The sequence below is a fragment of the Nocardia pneumoniae NBRC 100136 genome (assembly GCF_000308755.1).
In the GTDB taxonomy this organism is placed as follows: domain Bacteria; phylum Actinomycetota; class Actinomycetes; order Mycobacteriales; family Mycobacteriaceae; genus Nocardia; species Nocardia pneumoniae.
Window position 1 is genome coordinate 17,295 of sequence record NZ_BAGF01000084.1, and the last position, 14,844, is coordinate 32,138.

At 67.2% G+C, this 14,844-nt stretch carries 13 protein-coding genes and 1 tRNA gene; 5 read left to right on the top strand and 9 right to left on the bottom strand.

Features of this window, described 5'->3' with window-relative positions; all coding sequences use genetic code 11:
* Window positions 1-77 precede the first annotated feature (77 nt).
* The 3 genes from ON34_RS26890 to ON34_RS26900 all read right to left on the bottom strand — a co-directional run bounded on the left by ON34_RS26890 (window position 78) and on the right by ON34_RS26900 (window position 3,114).
* Complete coding sequence (locus ON34_RS26890) at window positions 78-1,226, bottom strand: acyl-CoA dehydrogenase family protein (RefSeq protein ID WP_040784664.1); 1,149 nt, start codon at window positions 1,224-1,226, stop codon at window positions 78-80.
* Window positions 1,226-2,455: an acyl-CoA dehydrogenase family protein gene (locus tag ON34_RS26895; RefSeq protein ID WP_040784666.1), complete on the bottom strand. Its 1,230-nt coding sequence runs from the start codon at window positions 2,453-2,455 to the stop codon at window positions 1,226-1,228. The genes ON34_RS26890 and ON34_RS26895 overlap by 1 nt, the downstream gene beginning before the upstream one ends.
* A gap of 122 nt (window positions 2,456-2,577) precedes the next feature.
* Window positions 2,578-3,114 (bottom strand): YdcF family protein, encoded by a 537-nt coding sequence (locus ON34_RS26900; RefSeq protein WP_040784962.1) that lies wholly within the window; start codon window positions 3,112-3,114, stop codon window positions 2,578-2,580.
* A gap of 144 nt (window positions 3,115-3,258) precedes the next feature.
* Here ON34_RS26900 and ON34_RS26905 point away from each other — a divergent pair, with 144 nt between their 5' ends.
* Both ON34_RS26905 and ON34_RS26910 read left to right on the top strand, forming a co-directional pair.
* Window positions 3,259-4,581, top strand: a complete 1,323-nt coding sequence (locus ON34_RS26905; RefSeq protein ID WP_040784667.1) for a UDP-glucose dehydrogenase family protein — start codon at window positions 3,259-3,261, stop codon at window positions 4,579-4,581.
* Between the two features lie 152 nt (window positions 4,582-4,733).
* Complete coding sequence (locus ON34_RS26910; protein ID WP_505848563.1) at window positions 4,734-6,044, top strand: DUF7159 family protein; 1,311 nt, start codon at window positions 4,734-4,736, stop codon at window positions 6,042-6,044.
* A gap of 243 nt (window positions 6,045-6,287) precedes the next feature.
* On the opposite strand, the gene ON34_RS26915 is transcribed toward ON34_RS26910, so the two are convergent.
* The 3 genes from ON34_RS26915 to ON34_RS26925 form a co-directional block, all read right to left on the bottom strand.
* Window positions 6,288-7,565, bottom strand: a complete 1,278-nt coding sequence (locus ON34_RS26915; protein ID WP_040784670.1) for a YibE/F family protein — start codon at window positions 7,563-7,565, stop codon at window positions 6,288-6,290.
* Between the two features lie 381 nt (window positions 7,566-7,946).
* Complete coding sequence (locus ON34_RS26920; RefSeq protein ID WP_040784671.1) at window positions 7,947-9,203, bottom strand: pyridoxal phosphate-dependent aminotransferase; 1,257 nt, start codon at window positions 9,201-9,203, stop codon at window positions 7,947-7,949.
* Between the two features lie 103 nt (window positions 9,204-9,306).
* On the bottom strand, window positions 9,307-10,698 hold the full coding sequence (locus ON34_RS26925; RefSeq protein WP_040784673.1) for an NsdA family TPR-like regulatory protein: 1,392 nt from the start codon (window positions 10,696-10,698) through the stop codon (window positions 9,307-9,309).
* 175 nt (window positions 10,699-10,873) lie between these two features.
* Here ON34_RS26925 and ON34_RS26930 point away from each other — a divergent pair, with 175 nt between their 5' ends.
* Complete coding sequence (locus ON34_RS26930; protein WP_040784675.1) at window positions 10,874-11,323, top strand: hypothetical protein; 450 nt, start codon at window positions 10,874-10,876, stop codon at window positions 11,321-11,323.
* A gap of 77 nt (window positions 11,324-11,400) precedes the next feature.
* Here ON34_RS26930 and dcd read toward each other — a convergent pair whose 3' ends face one another.
* Entirely contained in the window at window positions 11,401-12,000 is a 600-nt protein-coding gene (dcd, locus tag ON34_RS26935; RefSeq protein ID WP_040784677.1) for a dCTP deaminase, read from the bottom strand.
* A gap of 127 nt (window positions 12,001-12,127) precedes the next feature.
* Between dcd and ON34_RS26940 the strand changes: the two genes are divergently transcribed.
* Window positions 12,128-12,832 (top strand): phosphatase PAP2 family protein, encoded by a 705-nt coding sequence (locus ON34_RS26940; RefSeq protein WP_051023177.1) that lies wholly within the window; start codon window positions 12,128-12,130, stop codon window positions 12,830-12,832.
* 64 nt (window positions 12,833-12,896) lie between these two features.
* Here ON34_RS26940 and ON34_RS26945 read toward each other — a convergent pair whose 3' ends face one another.
* Entirely contained in the window at window positions 12,897-13,136 is a 240-nt protein-coding gene (locus ON34_RS26945; protein ID WP_040784965.1) for a hypothetical protein, read from the bottom strand.
* A gap of 167 nt (window positions 13,137-13,303) precedes the next feature.
* Complete coding sequence (amrS, locus tag ON34_RS26950) at window positions 13,304-14,392, bottom strand: AmmeMemoRadiSam system radical SAM enzyme (RefSeq protein WP_040784679.1); 1,089 nt, start codon at window positions 14,390-14,392, stop codon at window positions 13,304-13,306.
* Window positions 14,393-14,682: 290 nt separating this feature from the next.
* On the opposite strand from amrS, the gene ON34_RS26955 reads away from it, so the two are divergent.
* Window positions 14,683-14,756: transfer RNA gene (locus ON34_RS26955), tRNA-Gly, on the top strand.
* Window positions 14,757-14,844 lie beyond the last annotated feature (88 nt).

Genomic DNA, 14,844 nt, shown 5'->3' on the forward strand with positions numbered 1-14,844 from the left:
CACGGCGTCCGGCAAACGAATCAGTGCCCGGGTCCCTTGGGACCCGGGCACTGTCGTTTGCTTGGTATGCCGCGAAACTACGGCCTGGTCAGCGCGGCGTACCGCGCGAGATGGTCGTCACCGGTACCGAATTCGTGCTCGATCACGGTGAGGCGCTTGAAATAGTGGCCGATGGCCAGTTCCTCGGTCATGCCCATCGCGCCATGCAGTTGGACGGCGTTCTGCCCGACGAACCGCGCCGCCCGCGCGATGGTGACTTTCGCCGCCGACACCGCCCGCGCGCGGTCCACGGCGGGGGCACGCAACGAATGGATCGCCAGATGGACAGCGGCGATGGCTTGTTCGATTTCGATGTACATATCGGCCATCCGGTGCTGCAAGACCTGGAAGCCGCCGATCGGCTGACCGAACTGCTGCCGCTGCTTGGTGTAGTCGACGGTGTCGGCGAGCACTTTCCGCATGCATCCGACGGCCTCCGCGCAGATCGCCGCGGTCGCCTCCGCGATGGTCGGTTCGATGACCGTCCAGGCGTCCGACTCCGTGCCGAGCAGTGCGTCGGCGGGCAGGCGCAGGCCGGTGCACACGAGGTCGGAAGCGACCCGGTCATCGATGGTCCGATAGGAATGCACCTCGACTCCCGCAGGCGGGCGACTGGCGTCGAATTCGAGGCAGAACAGGGAGATGCCCACCTTGTCGCGGCGCTCGCCGGAGGTGCGCGCCGTGATCAGCAGATGCGTGGCCAGCGGTGCACCGGTCACCACGACCTTCGAGCCGTCGAGCACCCACGAATCTCCGTCGCGGTAGGCGGTGGTCGACACGTCGTGCAGCGTGTGCCCGGAGGTCGGCTCCAGCGCGGCGAAGGCCACGCGGGCGTCACCCGAGACGATCCGGCGCAACACGTCGTCGGCTTGCTCGCCACCGCAGCGTCGCAACAGCCCGGCGCCGACGACCACCGTATCGATGAACGGCTCGACCACCAGCGCCCGGCCGAACTCCTCGGCGATGACCATCAATTCGACCGGACCTCCACCGGATCCGTCCACCCGCTCGGGCAGGGTCGCGCCGAGAATCCCCAGTTCGTTGGCGAATCCCCGCCAGATGGCGGGCTGCCAGCCCACCTCGGATTTCGCCGCCGCGCGGCTGTCTTCCAGGTCGTAGCGGGCGCCGAGAAATCCGGCGATCGCGGAGCGGAGCATTTCCTGCTCCTCGGTGAGTGTGAAGTCCATCAGAGCCCCAATGCTGCTTTGGCGAGAATGTTTCGCTGGATCTCGTTGCTGCCCGCGTAGATCGAGCCCGCCCGGTCGTTGAAATAGCGCAGCGGCGCGACGGCCTGCCAGTCCGCGCCACTGACGTATCCGTCGCCCGGCGGGACGTATCGGGCGATCGGCCCGCCCGGTTCGGTCGCGTGCGGCTGGTACACGCGCCCGCGCGGACCGGCGGCTTCCAATGCCAGCTCGGTGAGCTTCTGGCTGAGTTCGGTCGCGAGGATCTTCAGCATGGACGACGCGGGGCCGGGGTCCTTGCCCCGCGCCATCGCGGAAACGGTGCGGTATTCCAGGATTTCCAGCACTTCGGTGCGGATCCGCAGGTCGGCCAGTTTCGCCGCGAAAGCGCGGTCATCGATCAGCGGATTGCCGTCCTGGCCGGGCTGCCGCGCCGCGGCCGTCGCGATGTCCTGCGCCATGACCTGGAGATACGGCGCCGCCGCTCCCCCGCGCTCGTGCACGAGCAGGTACTTCGCCACCGTCCATCCGTCATCGATCCGGCCGAGCACATTGCTCTTGGGCACCCGCACGTTGTCGAAGAAGACCTGGTTCTGCACCTGTTCACCGGAGGTCATCACCAGCGGCCTGATCTCGATGCCCGGCGAGGTCATCTCGATCAGCAGGAACGTGATGCCCTGTTGTTTCTTGCCGGTGCGTGAGGTGCGCACCAGACAGAAGATCCAATTCGCCTCGGTGGCATGGGTGGTCCAGATCTTGCTGCCGGTGCATACGAAATCGGTGCCGTCGTCGACGGCGGCCATGGTCAGCGCGGCCAGGTCCGATCCGGCCTCGGGCTCGGAGTAGCCCTGGCAGAAGAAGATTTCGCCGGTCAGGATGCGCGGAAGGTAGAACGCCTTCTGCTCGTCGGTGCCGAACGCGATGATCGCGGGCGCCACCATCTTGATGCCCATCGGCGAGAGCGCCGGCGCGCCGGCCAGCGCCGATTCCCGATGGAAGATGTAGTGCTGGGTCAGGCTCCAGTCGCATCCGCCGTGCTCCACCGGCCAGGCGGGAGCCGCCCAGCCACGCTCGTGCAGGATTCGCTGCCATGCCATGCTCGCCTCGTGGTCGGGATACACGCTCGTCGCAAAGCGCCCGGCCCGCCGCAATTCCGGCGTCAGCTTCGCGGCGAGAAATGCGCGCACCTCATCCCGAAACGCTAGATCCTCCGCCGACCAGTCGTATTCCATCTGCCCTCCCGGAGGGTCCGCACCGTTGCTTCCGCGGCGGCCACCGCGCCACGCGACAGAATGTACGGCTGATTCTCTCATCGAGTCAAACTGATGTCGCCCGCCCGCACATCGTGCCGACTTCAGCAGTCCTCGAAGAACGCCTTCGCGAAGCCCACGGACTGATAGGCGTAGTCATAGGCCCAGCGGGGCACGGAGAGATTGGGTTGCGGATCGATGAAGAGCAGTTCTCCCGCCCAGCACTTTTGCAGGATGTAGCGGGCCCGGGAGACGTGCGGGGTGAACGTGACAACGATGACCCGCCGCCAATTGTGTGTTCGGGCGAGTCGGGCGAGTTCCCTGCCTTCACCCCGGGTAGTCCGCGGTGCGGGGTCGAAGCACAGGACCTCGAAGCTGTAGCCGCCGTGACAGATGCGGTTCAGCATCGCGCTGTTGGTATAAGGATTGGAGAACACCACGCGCGGCGCGTACCCCTCGCGCGCGAGGCGCAGGCCCAGTTGTTCGCGCCCATCATGCGCGCCGCCCAGGACGAGGATCGCGTCCGCCGGGGCGGGCGGGTCGGTCCGTGGACGCACGTAGACCGGCCAGAGCGCGACCACGGCAACCGCGACCACCAGAGCAGCACCGAGCAGGGCCGAGGCCCACCGATGACGTCGCACCACGCCGATGCTAGCCGGGCGCCGCACAGATCCGCCCAGGTCAATGGGCCGGTCCCATCGATGTCGCCGCATGTACATCTGCTGTTGCCCGGACACTTGCCTCGGTGACGTGGCGTGGCCACCGTCGGGGCTTACCAATCGATCATGCGATGCACAGTCTTCGGAACCGGATACCTCGGGGCTACGCACGCGGCGTGCATGGCTGAACTCGGGCACGACGTCATCGGGGTGGACGTGGACCCGGGCAAGATCGCGAAGCTGTCCGACGGCGTGGTGCCGTTCTACGAACCCGGGCTCGAGGATGTGCTGCGCCGCAATCTCGACGCGGGCCGGTTGCGGTTCACCACTTCCTATGCCGAGGCCGCCGCACACGCGGAAGTGCATTTCCTCGGCGTGGGTACGCCGCAGAAGAAGGGGGAATACGCCGCCGATTTGAAATACGTCCACTCCGTGGTGGATACGCTGGCCCCGATGCTGGAGCGTCCTTCGGTGATCGTCGGCAAGTCGACGGTTCCGGTCGGCACGGCGGCCGCGCTTGGTGACCGCGCCCGCGCGCTGAGTCCCGCCGAGGTGGAAGTGGCGTGGAATCCGGAATTCCTGCGTGAAGGCTTCGCGGTCGAGGACACCCTGCGTCCGGACCGTCTGGTGCTCGGCGTCGATCGCGACCGCGACGCCGCCGGGTGGGTGGAACAGCTGGTGCGCGAGATCTACGCCGACCTGCTCGCCGCCGAGATCCCGTTCCTGCTGACCGACCTGGCCACCGCCGAATTGGTGAAGGTCTCGGCGAACGCCTTTCTGGCGACGAAGATCTCGTTCATCAACGCGGTGTCGGAAGTGTGCGAGGCGACCGGCGCCGACGTGACCATGCTGGCCGACGCCCTCGGTTACGATGCGCGCATCGGACGCCGATTCCTCAACGCGGGCTTGGGTTTCGGCGGCGGTTGCCTGCCGAAGGACATCCGCGCGTTCATGGCCCGCTCCGGCGAACTCGGCGCCGACCACGCCGTGGCCTTCCTGCGCGAGGTGGACAACATCAACATGCGCCGTCGCACCAAAGTGGTGGACATGGCCGCCCGCGCCTGCGGCGGCTCACTGCTCGGCGCAAACGTCGCGGTTCTCGGCGCGGCGTTCAAACCCGAATCCGACGACGTCCGTGACTCTCCCGCGTTGAATGTGGCGGGCATGATCCAGTTGCACGGTGCGGTGGTGACCGTGTACGACCCCAAGGCACTGGAGAACTCGCGCCGGGTTTTCCCGACGCTCAACTACGCGACCTCGGTGGCCGAGGCGTGCGAACGCGCCGACGTCGTGCTCGTTCTCACCGAGTGGGACGAGTTCACCGCGCTGCGCCCCCAAGATCTGGACCGGGTGGTGCGGGCGCGTTCGATCATCGACGGCCGGAACTGTCTCAATCGTGCCACCTGGAGAGACGCCGGATGGGTGTACGCGGGACTCGGCACACCGTAGAGTTGCGGAGCGAGGCGGGCTACTGCCAGACAGATGACCAGTCCGCCTTTAGTACAGCTGATCGCCGGCGGTAGGGTCCGTCCAGCGCGCCTCCTCCGCCGACGTGCGGTGCGGGCTCGCATGTCGTGAAGTGTTAACGAGATGGGCAGCTGATGAGTTCGGTACTGGGAGTTTCGGTGGGGGCCGGCGCTGTCCGAATGGCGCGACCGCATGCCGGCAACCCCCACGCGCATGTCTCCCCGCATTCTTTCGACCTGCAGACCATTCCGGTTGCCGGTCAGAGCGTGGAAGAACTCGCGGCCGAAGCCATCGGTGTCACTCTGGAAGCCACTCCGGGAATCGGCGCCACCGCGATCGCCTACCGCAGTGAGCAGCACGCCCGCGCCATTCGCGCGGCCATGGCGCGTCAGCAGCTGACCAACTACGAACTCGTCCCGGAGATCGTCGCCGCGCTCGAATTCGCGCAGGCCACCGGCGATATCCGCGGTATCTCCTCGCTCGTCGTCTATGACCTGGGCAGCTCGGGTCTGTCGGTGAGCGTGGTCGACACGCAGACCCGTGAAGTTCGGCACAGTGAACGCACCAGCGACATCAGCGGCGACTATCTCGATTCGCTGATTCGCGAACAACAGATCGCGTCCGGCCGGATCGCTCACCCGCCGAACGCGGCGGGCCTGGCCGAACTGGACGCGCTGTGCCGGGAGGCCAAGGAGCAGTTGAGCTCCAACACGGCGGTGGCGCTGCCCAGCGAGCAGGGCTTGGTGCTGCTGGCGCAGGAGAACTTCGAGTCGTTGATCATGTTGGCGATCGAGTCGTCGGCGCGGATGGCCCGCGACGTGATCGTGCGCTCGGACCGTCCGGTGCACGGGGTGCTCGCCATCGGCGGTTGCGCCCGGATTCCCTTGGTCGCCAAGGTGCTCGAGCGCTGGATGGGCGTGCCCGTCATCGTGCCGGACAGTCCGGAGACCGTGATGGCCCGCGGCGCCGCACTGTTGGCTCGGCCGGTCCGCAAGGAGACCCCCACCGCGAGCCCGGTGCTGGACGACGAACTCTCGCCCGCGTGGTTATCCGCGCCGACCCAGCGCGGCAAACGCGAGATCAGCGGCGCCGTGCTGACGGTGAGCGCGCTCGCGGTGGTCGCCGCGATCGGGCTCGGCCTCGGCTACGGGCCGCAGGTGCTGGAACGCGATTCGCACACCAACGAGGGTTCGCCCTCGTTATCGCCGACCACCGCGCCGCGCACCACGATCCTCGATCCGCAGATCGCGGTCGCGCCGGGCACAACGGAACCCCCCGCGCACGAGTCGGCCGCCGCACCGCCTCCGAATCGGCGACAGACCACCAGCGAGGCGCCGCCGACGCCCGGCCCGAACACTATTGTGGTGCCCGGCCTTCCGCCGATCGTGGTTCCCACGATCCCGCCGGGGGTCTTTCCCTTCCCTCCTCCTCCGCCGCCACGCTGAGTCGAATACGCACTGCGGTGTCGTCCCGCCTTGGTTCGACTGGCTGTGAGCGAGATCACTGCCCGTAGTGCCGCACCGTGAACTGACCGCCGCGCAGGCGGCGTCCCGCCCGCGAACCGCCGACGGCCACCTGACGCATGGTCGCCGCAGTCGTCCGGGCCCGTGGCGGTTTCCACAGGTGTCGACGGCCGCACTACCGCGCGCCCGCACATGGCCGAGAGCACGGCCGCCGAGAAGACCCACTCAGACCCGCGCGTGCCGAGCGTGCCGCGACCGCGGCGGCGGGCTCGGCTCCTTGGCTCCGAACGGGCGGGCGAGCAGCACCGCGATACCGGTGGTCAACGGCACCGAGAGCGCCAGCGCGATGCCGCCGACCGCGGAGCGCGCGATCTCGATCGCGACCGCGTCACCGGTCAGCACGTCGCGAATAGACCGCCCCGCCACGCTGAACAGCAGCAACAGCGGTAGCGCCCCACCGGCGTAGGCGAGCACCAGGGTGTAGACGGTACTGGCGATATGGTCGCGGCCCACGCGCATGGCGGCGGCGAAAACCTCACGGCGCGAAGCGGATTCGTCGATGGCGGCCAGCTCGAACGCGGCCGACGCCTGAGTGATGGTGACGTCGTTGAGCACGCCGAGCGACCCGATGATGAACCCGGCCAGCAGCAACCCGGTGATGCTGACGTGCTGGATATACGTGGCGACGTTGGTGTTCTGCTCTTCGGAGAGCCCGGTCAGATTCGTCAACTCGATCGTCAGCCAGGACAGTGCCGCGGCGAGCAGCATGGCGGTCAGCGTGCCGAGCAGCGCCGAACTCGTGCGCAGGTTCACCCCGTGCGCCAGATACAGCACGGCGTACAGGATCAACGAACCGGCGACCAACGCGACCGGGATCGCCGGTTTGCCGTCCAGCAAGGCGGGCAGCAGGAACATCACCAGCACCGCGAAGGCGAACACCAGGCCGAGCAGCGCGCGGACGCCGCGCCAGCGGGCCACCACGATGATCACCACCACGAAGGCCAAGGCGATCAGCGTGAGCGGCAGTCCGCGCGAGTAGTCCTCGAACGAGTAGAGCGGCGTTCCGCTCGGATCGGTCTGGCGGACCACCCGGATCTCGTCGCCCGCGCGCAGGTCGGGTTGTCCTGGGCCGGGGGCGATCTCGAACAACGTGCGGTTGCCCTTGTGCGGGCCGGACTCGATCGCGATCACGCTGCGCTGGCAGGAGTAGGCGTTGCTGCGCGGCGGCTCGGGCTTGTCGGGGAACACCTTGCCCAGCGACGGGCTGCCACACGGGCCGATGTCCTGCATCACCACGGTGCCGGCTTCGGTCTGTACCGCGCCGCCACCGGCGTTCTGCATCGGTAGCGGGATATCGACGTGCTGCTCGCTCGGCCACAGGGCGATCGCACCGATGACGACGGCGACGCCGATCACGGTGAGTAGCCCGACGACCACGCGCGCCGCGGTGGCGCCGATCGCGATCGGTCCCGAGTGATCGTGGTGATGGTGGTGGTCGCTCACCGCGCTCCTACCTGTCCGAGGTGTTTCTGCCCGGGCCGAGCCTAAAGGATTTCATTTTCAGGATCGGAGCGGTGGCCACGATACACAGCGGAGCAATGGGATCGGAAAGAAAAGCGGGATTTTGGAGGGGGCGGCGGAGAGCAGGGGGATGTCTCCGCCGCCCGCGGGTCGGCGGCCCAGGGGGGTAGGCGGCCGAACCCGAGGCCGGATATGCCCAGGGGGGTAGGCAATCCGACCAGGCACTCTGTGGTGCCGAGGACCACTGTACACAAAAGTACTTCTTTTGCGCTAGGTGGTCGCCAAATCCGACAGATATTCGTACATATGGTTTGTTTACCGGCTCGAAGCGGGGCGCCCATCGTGCCCCGCCACGTGCCCGTCTCACTGGCGATAGCTGGAAAGGAAGTTGCCGAAGCGCTCGATGGCGACCGCGAGATCCCGCGCCCACGGCAGCGTCACGATCCGGAGATGGTCGTGGTTGGGCCAGTTGAAGCCGGTCCCCTGTACCATCAAGATCTTCTCCTGCAGCAGCAGATCCAAGATCAGTTTCGAGTCGTCGTGGATCTCGTACACATTCGGATCCAGTTTGGGGAACGCGTACAGCGCGCCCTTCGGCTTCACACAGGACACACCCGGAATCATGTTCAGCCGCTCCCAGGCGACATCGCGCTGCTCCAGCAGCCTGCCGCCGGGCAGGATCAGATCCTCGATACTCTGATGCCCGCCCAGCGCGACCTGAATCGCGTGCTGCGCAGGCACATTCGGGCACAGCCGGGACGAGGCGAGCAGGTCGATGCCCTCCAGGAAACCGGCCGCGTGCTCCTTGGGACCGGTGATCGCCACCCAGCCGGACCGGTAGCCCGCGACCCGGTAGGCCTTGGACAGCCCGTTGAAGGTCAGACACAGCAGGTCCGGCGCCATGGTCGCCAACGAGATGTGCTTGGCGTCGTCGTAGAGGATCTTGTCGTAGATCTCGTCGGCGAGCAGCAGCAGCTGATGCTTGCGCGCGAGATCGGCCAGCTGCTGCAGCACCTCGGCGGAGTACACCGCGCCGGTCGGGTTGTTCGGATTGATCACCAGCAGCGCCTTGGTCTTGTCGGTGATCTTCGATTCGATGTCGGCGATATCCGGCTGCCAGCCGTTGGACTCGTCACACAGATAGTGCACCGGGGTGCCGCCAGCCAGACTGGTCATGGCGGTCCACAGCGGGTAGTCCGGCGCCGGGATCAGCACCTCGTCGCCGTTGTCCAACAGCGCCTGCATGGTGATGGTGATCAGCTCGGAGACGCCGTTGCCGAGGTAGACGTCGTCCACGTCCAGTTCGGGGAAGCCGGGCACCAGTTCGTAGCGGGTCACGATCGCGCGCCGCGCCGAGAGGATGCCCTTGGATTCGGAGTAGCCCTGGGCGTACGGAAGCGCGGCGATGATGTCGCGCATGATCACATCCGGCGCCTCGAACCCGAACGGGGCCGGATTGCCGATATTGAGCTTGAGGATGCGATGGCCCTCGGCCTCCAGCCGTGCCGCGTGCGCGTGTACCGGTCCACGGATCTCGTAGACGACGTTCTGCAGCTTCGTGGACTGCTCCAGAACACGCGGGGGGCGGTGCGGATGATGACTAGGACTCACGCGTCCCATGGTGCCATCCGTCGCAACTGGATAAATCGCCTGTCCGAGCCGGCGACCGGCGGCAGCGGCCGCGACGGCGGCTCCGGCGCCGTGGAATGTGACGCGTCATACATCAACACGGGTTGCCCGGCGGGATGCCCTTGGCCGCCGTGGAGCCGCAGAACTCCTCGATCCGTTCGTCCAGACGCCGCGCTTCCACCGCGTCCTTGAAGGCCGGGGTCGCGATCCGTCTGCGCACGCCGTTCAACCGTTCCTCGAGCTGCGCGATGCGCTTGTCCTCGTCGAGGTCGAGCACCGGATGCAGCGCCTCGGCGGCGCCGTCCAGACTGCCGTTGATCAGGTGCGCGGCCGCGCAGTCCACCCTCGCCAAGGACTCCGCGCCGTAGGAACGCTGCTCGGACGGTCCTTTCGCATACAACTCGATGGCCCGCTTGGTGGCGTTCAGCGCCGGCTCCGCCTGACCGAGGTGGATGTAGGTCGCTCCCGCGTAGTAGTTGGCCTTGGCGTCGTTGAACCCGAAGACGCCGCCCACCTCGTCGTGCAGGGCGTCGGTCGCGCCGATCTCCCGGGCGTCGGCGGCGGCCCGGACGCATCGATCGGTGTCGGCGGCGCTGCCCAGCGCCGACCAGATCCGCGCCTCGATATTGAGCAGTCGCACATGCGCGGTCGCGGACTCGGCGAACTCCTGCCCGCTCTGCGCCAGCTGGACCGCCCGGCGGGGGCGCTGCGACCAGTACTCGATCAGCGCGTGCATGCCGCGGGTCCAGGCGCGAAGTCCGTTGTGCCCGCAGAGTTCCGCATAGGCCCAAGCCGCCCTGACCTGTTCGCCCGCGGCGTCGTAATGGCCGAGATCGGTACTCGCGTTGGCGAGCAGCCCCGAGAGCGTGCCCGCCAACAGATACAGATGGCTGGTATCCGCGGGCCGCTGATGGCCCTCCAGCAGCCGGTACACCCGCCGCCGCACCCGCAACATCTCCACCATCATCGGAACCGGCGGGATGTGCACGTAATCGTTCGCGATCCGCGCGACATCCGCGTCGAGTTGTTCCAAGGTGGTCGCACCCACATTGGTGCTCTCGGCCTTGCCGGCGTGCTCGCTGGCCTCGTGGGCAGCCGCCATGATCAGATCCCTCTCCGAAATCGCTGCTAGCGCAGCACCTCTCAGCGCACCGGCGTCTATGAGAGCCAGAAGATCCGCGTCGGTCGTATACGGGCCGCGTGCCGAGGCGCCGCCCCGAGCATCGACACCCGGCGGGACGCTTCGATCGATCACCGGCTGATCGATCAATGCCGCGAACCGCGCCCGCACCACTTCGTCGGATCTGGCCAAGGACGTGTCCAGAGCGGCCTGATTGATCGGTCGTGGGTGGACCCGGACGCCCCCGGCCTCCCACTTGGACACCAAGCGTTCGTGCACCCCCAGATGGGCGGCGAACTCCCTGATGCTCATCCGCTTGGCATCGCGAAGGGCTCGGGCCTCTCTGCCTGACCAATGCCTGACCACGGTTCATCCCTTCCGAACGGATTCCTTCCAGAGTACGAGGGGTTTGTGAGCAGAGCCACAGTTGAAATACGCGCTCTATCAAAGGCAGCGGAAGGGCAGCGGAAGGCAGGCTCTCGGGCGATGCCGAATCAGCAGGCGCGACGGGACCATTGAAGGGGAAGGCAAGGAGTTCGCCGTGAATGTCGAGAAGCTCAGGACCGTGGACGATTGGGTGGCTTTCTATCGCCACGAGTTCGGGCTACCGGTCACCGAGCGTGGCGGTTTCGCCATGCTCCCGATCACCGGGCGCGTCTGCGTCGTTCACCTGCCGACCGCACGTGCCGAAAAGGTGCGCGCCGCACTGGAACAACAGGGCATGAGGGGTCCCATGTTGGCCAGACAGATCCGATGGAGCTTCCTCGCCGAGCCCGACAGCCGACCGGGACCCCAGGTGCTCGAGGTGCTCAATCGGCTGGATATCGGACTGCCCGCCATCGGCAGTGCCGTGATGTTGCCGACCGGCCTCGGCCGCTGGACCCGGGAAGGGTGCTTCTGGGTCAGCCCGCCGAGCCGCGGTGACACGCTTCCGCCGCTGTCCGTCATCCTCACTACGGCGCTCGCGGTGGGAGCGGGCGGCGGGGACTGATCACCTCCGCGATCAGTTCCCGCTGCCGTCGCCCGGGACCGCTTCCGCACAGTCGACGAGGCGGACCCGGCCCCAGCTCAGCGCGACTCGGCGGCGTCGACCGCCGCCGCCGGAATCGGGAAGTTGAGATAGGACCGCGACGGCGTCGGCCCGCGCTGGCCCTGATACTTCGAACCCGCCACGGCGCTGCCGTACGGATGCTCGGCCGGGCTGGTCAGCTTGAGCAGGCAGAGCTGGCCGATCTTCATACCGGGCCACAGCGTGATCGGCAGATTGGCCACGTTGGACAACTCCAGCGTGATGTGACCGCTGAAGCCGGGGTCGATGAAACCCGCGGTCGAGTGGGTCAGCAGGCCGAGCCTGCCCAGACTCGACTTGCCCTCCAACCGCCCGGCCAGGTCGTCCGGCAGCGTGCACACCTCGAGCGTGGAACCGAGCACGAACTCGCCGGGGTGCAGCACGAACGGCTCCCCTTCCGCCGGTTCCACCAGGCTGGTCAGTTCGTCCTGCCGCTGCGCCGGGTCGATGTGGGTGTAGCGGGTGTTGTTGAACACCCGGAACATCCGGTCCAGCCGCACGTCGATACTCGACGGCTGGATCAGGTTCTCCAGCAGCGGCTCGACGCCGAGACGCCCAGCGGCGATCTCCGCACGGATGTCACGATCGGAAAGCAGCACGCCGACGAGCGTAGCGCCTGCTCGCCGCGGCGCCGCAGCCTGCCGACATCGGCGCTGTCGCGAACCTTCCCGGCAGCGCGAAGGGACCCCGGTTAACCTCCAGCGCCGATAGTGGCACCGTGGAGGGGTGACCTCCCGTCGGATCATCACCGCAATCGGGGTGCTCATCGCGTTGCTGATGGTGTGCACCACGGCTCTCACCGTGGTCGCGCTCGGCGACGACGGCCACGGCGGAATCGACCGCACGATCACCGACTGGGCCATCGCGCACCGCGCCGAATGGCTGACCCCTATCGCGGTAACGGTCAGCGCGGTGAGCGGCACCGTCGCCATGACGGTACTGGCCACCCTGACGTGCCTAGTTCTGTCCTGGCAGCGGCGTTGGTCCTCGGCGGCGCTCGTCGCGGGCGCGGGCATCGGCGCCTGCGTACTGGTCCGCGGCGGCAAGAACCTGGTCGGCCGCGCCCGCCCACCCGTCGAGGACCACCTCATCTCGGTGGAGAACCTGTCCTACCCGTCCGGCCACAGCGTCGGCTCGTTCGTCGTGATCAGCGTCGTCACGGTAGTCGCCCTGCCCAGCCTGCGCGGCCCAGCTCTGCGCATCCTCGCCGCGGCCGCCGCGGCGATGTTCATCGTCGCGGTGGGCCTCTCGCGCATCTACCTGGGCGTCCACTGGACCACCGACATCCTCGGCGGTTGGTGCGTCAGCGCGCTGTGGGTCATCCTTTGCCTGACCATCTACCGCTATGTTGCGCCTGCTCGTGAAGGCGCCGTGGATCAGCAGGGGCTCGAGCGCGAGGAGCATGGTTACGCCGAATCGGCGCGAAGCTGACAAGCCCGAGCAGGCCCGTGGCGCGGAGAGCACCGCGTGTGGCGTCCGAGAACCCCGACCGGAGTCACCAGTCCATGTCCCGGGCGACTTCCTCCTGCGCCGCGGCGATCTCCTCGGCGGTTGCTGTGGTCACGTTCTCGTCGGCCGCCCACTCGAATCGGGTGAGAAGATCCTGCAAAGCCTGCTTCTGCGCCGGGTGCGTGGTCGGCACCGCATTCAGGTCGGTAGTGGCCAACCAGTCGAACAACACGATGGCGTCGGCACGCCACAAGCGCACGTTGACGGTGGGCACCGGGTCGTCCATGGCGATCATCGTGCCATCGACACCACACAGGCGGCGGTGAACCACCGATCGGACGAGCCGTGACCCTCGGCAGGGAGCCGGGGGCGGAAGCTCCAGCGCGCCAAGCTATCCAGCGACTCGATCGCTATCGGGCCGCGATCATCGGGTGCGTGAAACCTCCGGCGACGTCACGCGATGAGCACCGGCAAACGTCTGCTCCCCCACCGCTCGACCGGTCCCTCGTAGACACCGGGCAACTGCGTTCCGCACTTCGCGCAGCGTCCGTCGTCGGTGAGTGCGTAGCGGCGGATCACGTACCAGTCGCGGGTGATCACGGCGGTGCCGCAGGATGGGCAGGAGGTGGTGCCGCCGTCGGTGTCGTGCACGTTGCCGGTGTAGACGAAGCGCAGGCCTTCGGCTAGGGCGATGTGACGTGCACGGGTGAGTGTGGCGGGTGGCGTGGGTGGGATGTCGAGCATCTTGTAGTCCGGGTGGAACGCGGTGAAATGGAGCGGCACGTCGTCGCCGAGTTCGTCGCGGATCCATGCGCACTCTGCGGCGATCTCGGCGTCGCTGTCGTTGTGCTCGGGGATGAGCAGCGTCGTGATCTCGAGCCACACGTCGGTCTCGTGCCGCAGGTATCGCAGCGTGTCCAGCACGTCGTTCAGGTGCCCGACGCACACGCGGCGGTAGAAGTCCTCGGTGAACGCCTTCAGGTCGACGTTGGCCGCGTCGATGTGGGAGTAGAACTCGGCGCGCGGGGCGGGGCACATGTAGCCCGCGGTCACCGCGATCGCCTTGATGCCGCGGTCGCGGCAGGCGTCGGCGATATCCGCCGCATACTCGAAGAAGATGGTCGGGTCGTTGTAGGTGAACGCGACGCTGCGGCAGCCGAGATTCTCAGCGGCGCTTGCTAGTTCGCCGGGTTCGGCGCGGCCGGACAACGTGTCGATCTCGCGAGACTTGGAGATGTCCCAGTTCTGGCAGAACTTGCACGCCAAATTGCAGCCAGCGGTCCCGAAAGACAGCACCGCCGAGCCGGGCAGGAAGTGGTTGAGCGGCTTCTTCTCGACCGGATCGACGCAGAACCCGCTGGAGCGGCCGTAGGTGGTGAGCACGATCTGGTCGTCGACGCGGCCACGAACGAAGCACAGCCCGCGCTGCCCCTCGCGCAACTTACAGGCGCGCGGGCAGACGTCACACTGGAGCCTGCCGTCGTCGAGCCGGTGCCAATGCTTGGTCGAGACGGTATGAGGATCGTCGAGCGTTACGGTCATCTTCGGATTCCTCCGACGACAAGACTACGTCGTCCCAGCGACCGCTAGTCCCGCAATGCGGCAGCAACCGCCCACGTTCGCTGGTCTCGGTCGGCGCTCCCACAGCCTCGGGCCGCCCGATGGAGAGGAAATCGCGCCGAACGACTGACAACAAGATCAAGTCTGGCCCGGATCCGCCCCCTCAGCCCAGCCAACCCAGAGCACATCGCCGCAGGTCAGAAGCATCTACCAGGACTTTTCCCGCAGCACCGGCGACTCTGCTACAGTCTCCGATGTATCTCGGTACACCGGCCGATGTAGTTCAATGGTAGAACTTCTGCTTCCCAAGCAGACAGCGCGGGTTCGATTCCCGTCATCGGCTCCACCAGAAGACCCGCCCTGGTCAGGGCGGGTCTTCTTTTGATCCCAGCAGCCGAGCCCCGCTCAGTACCCCGGGTACCTTACCCGGGTGC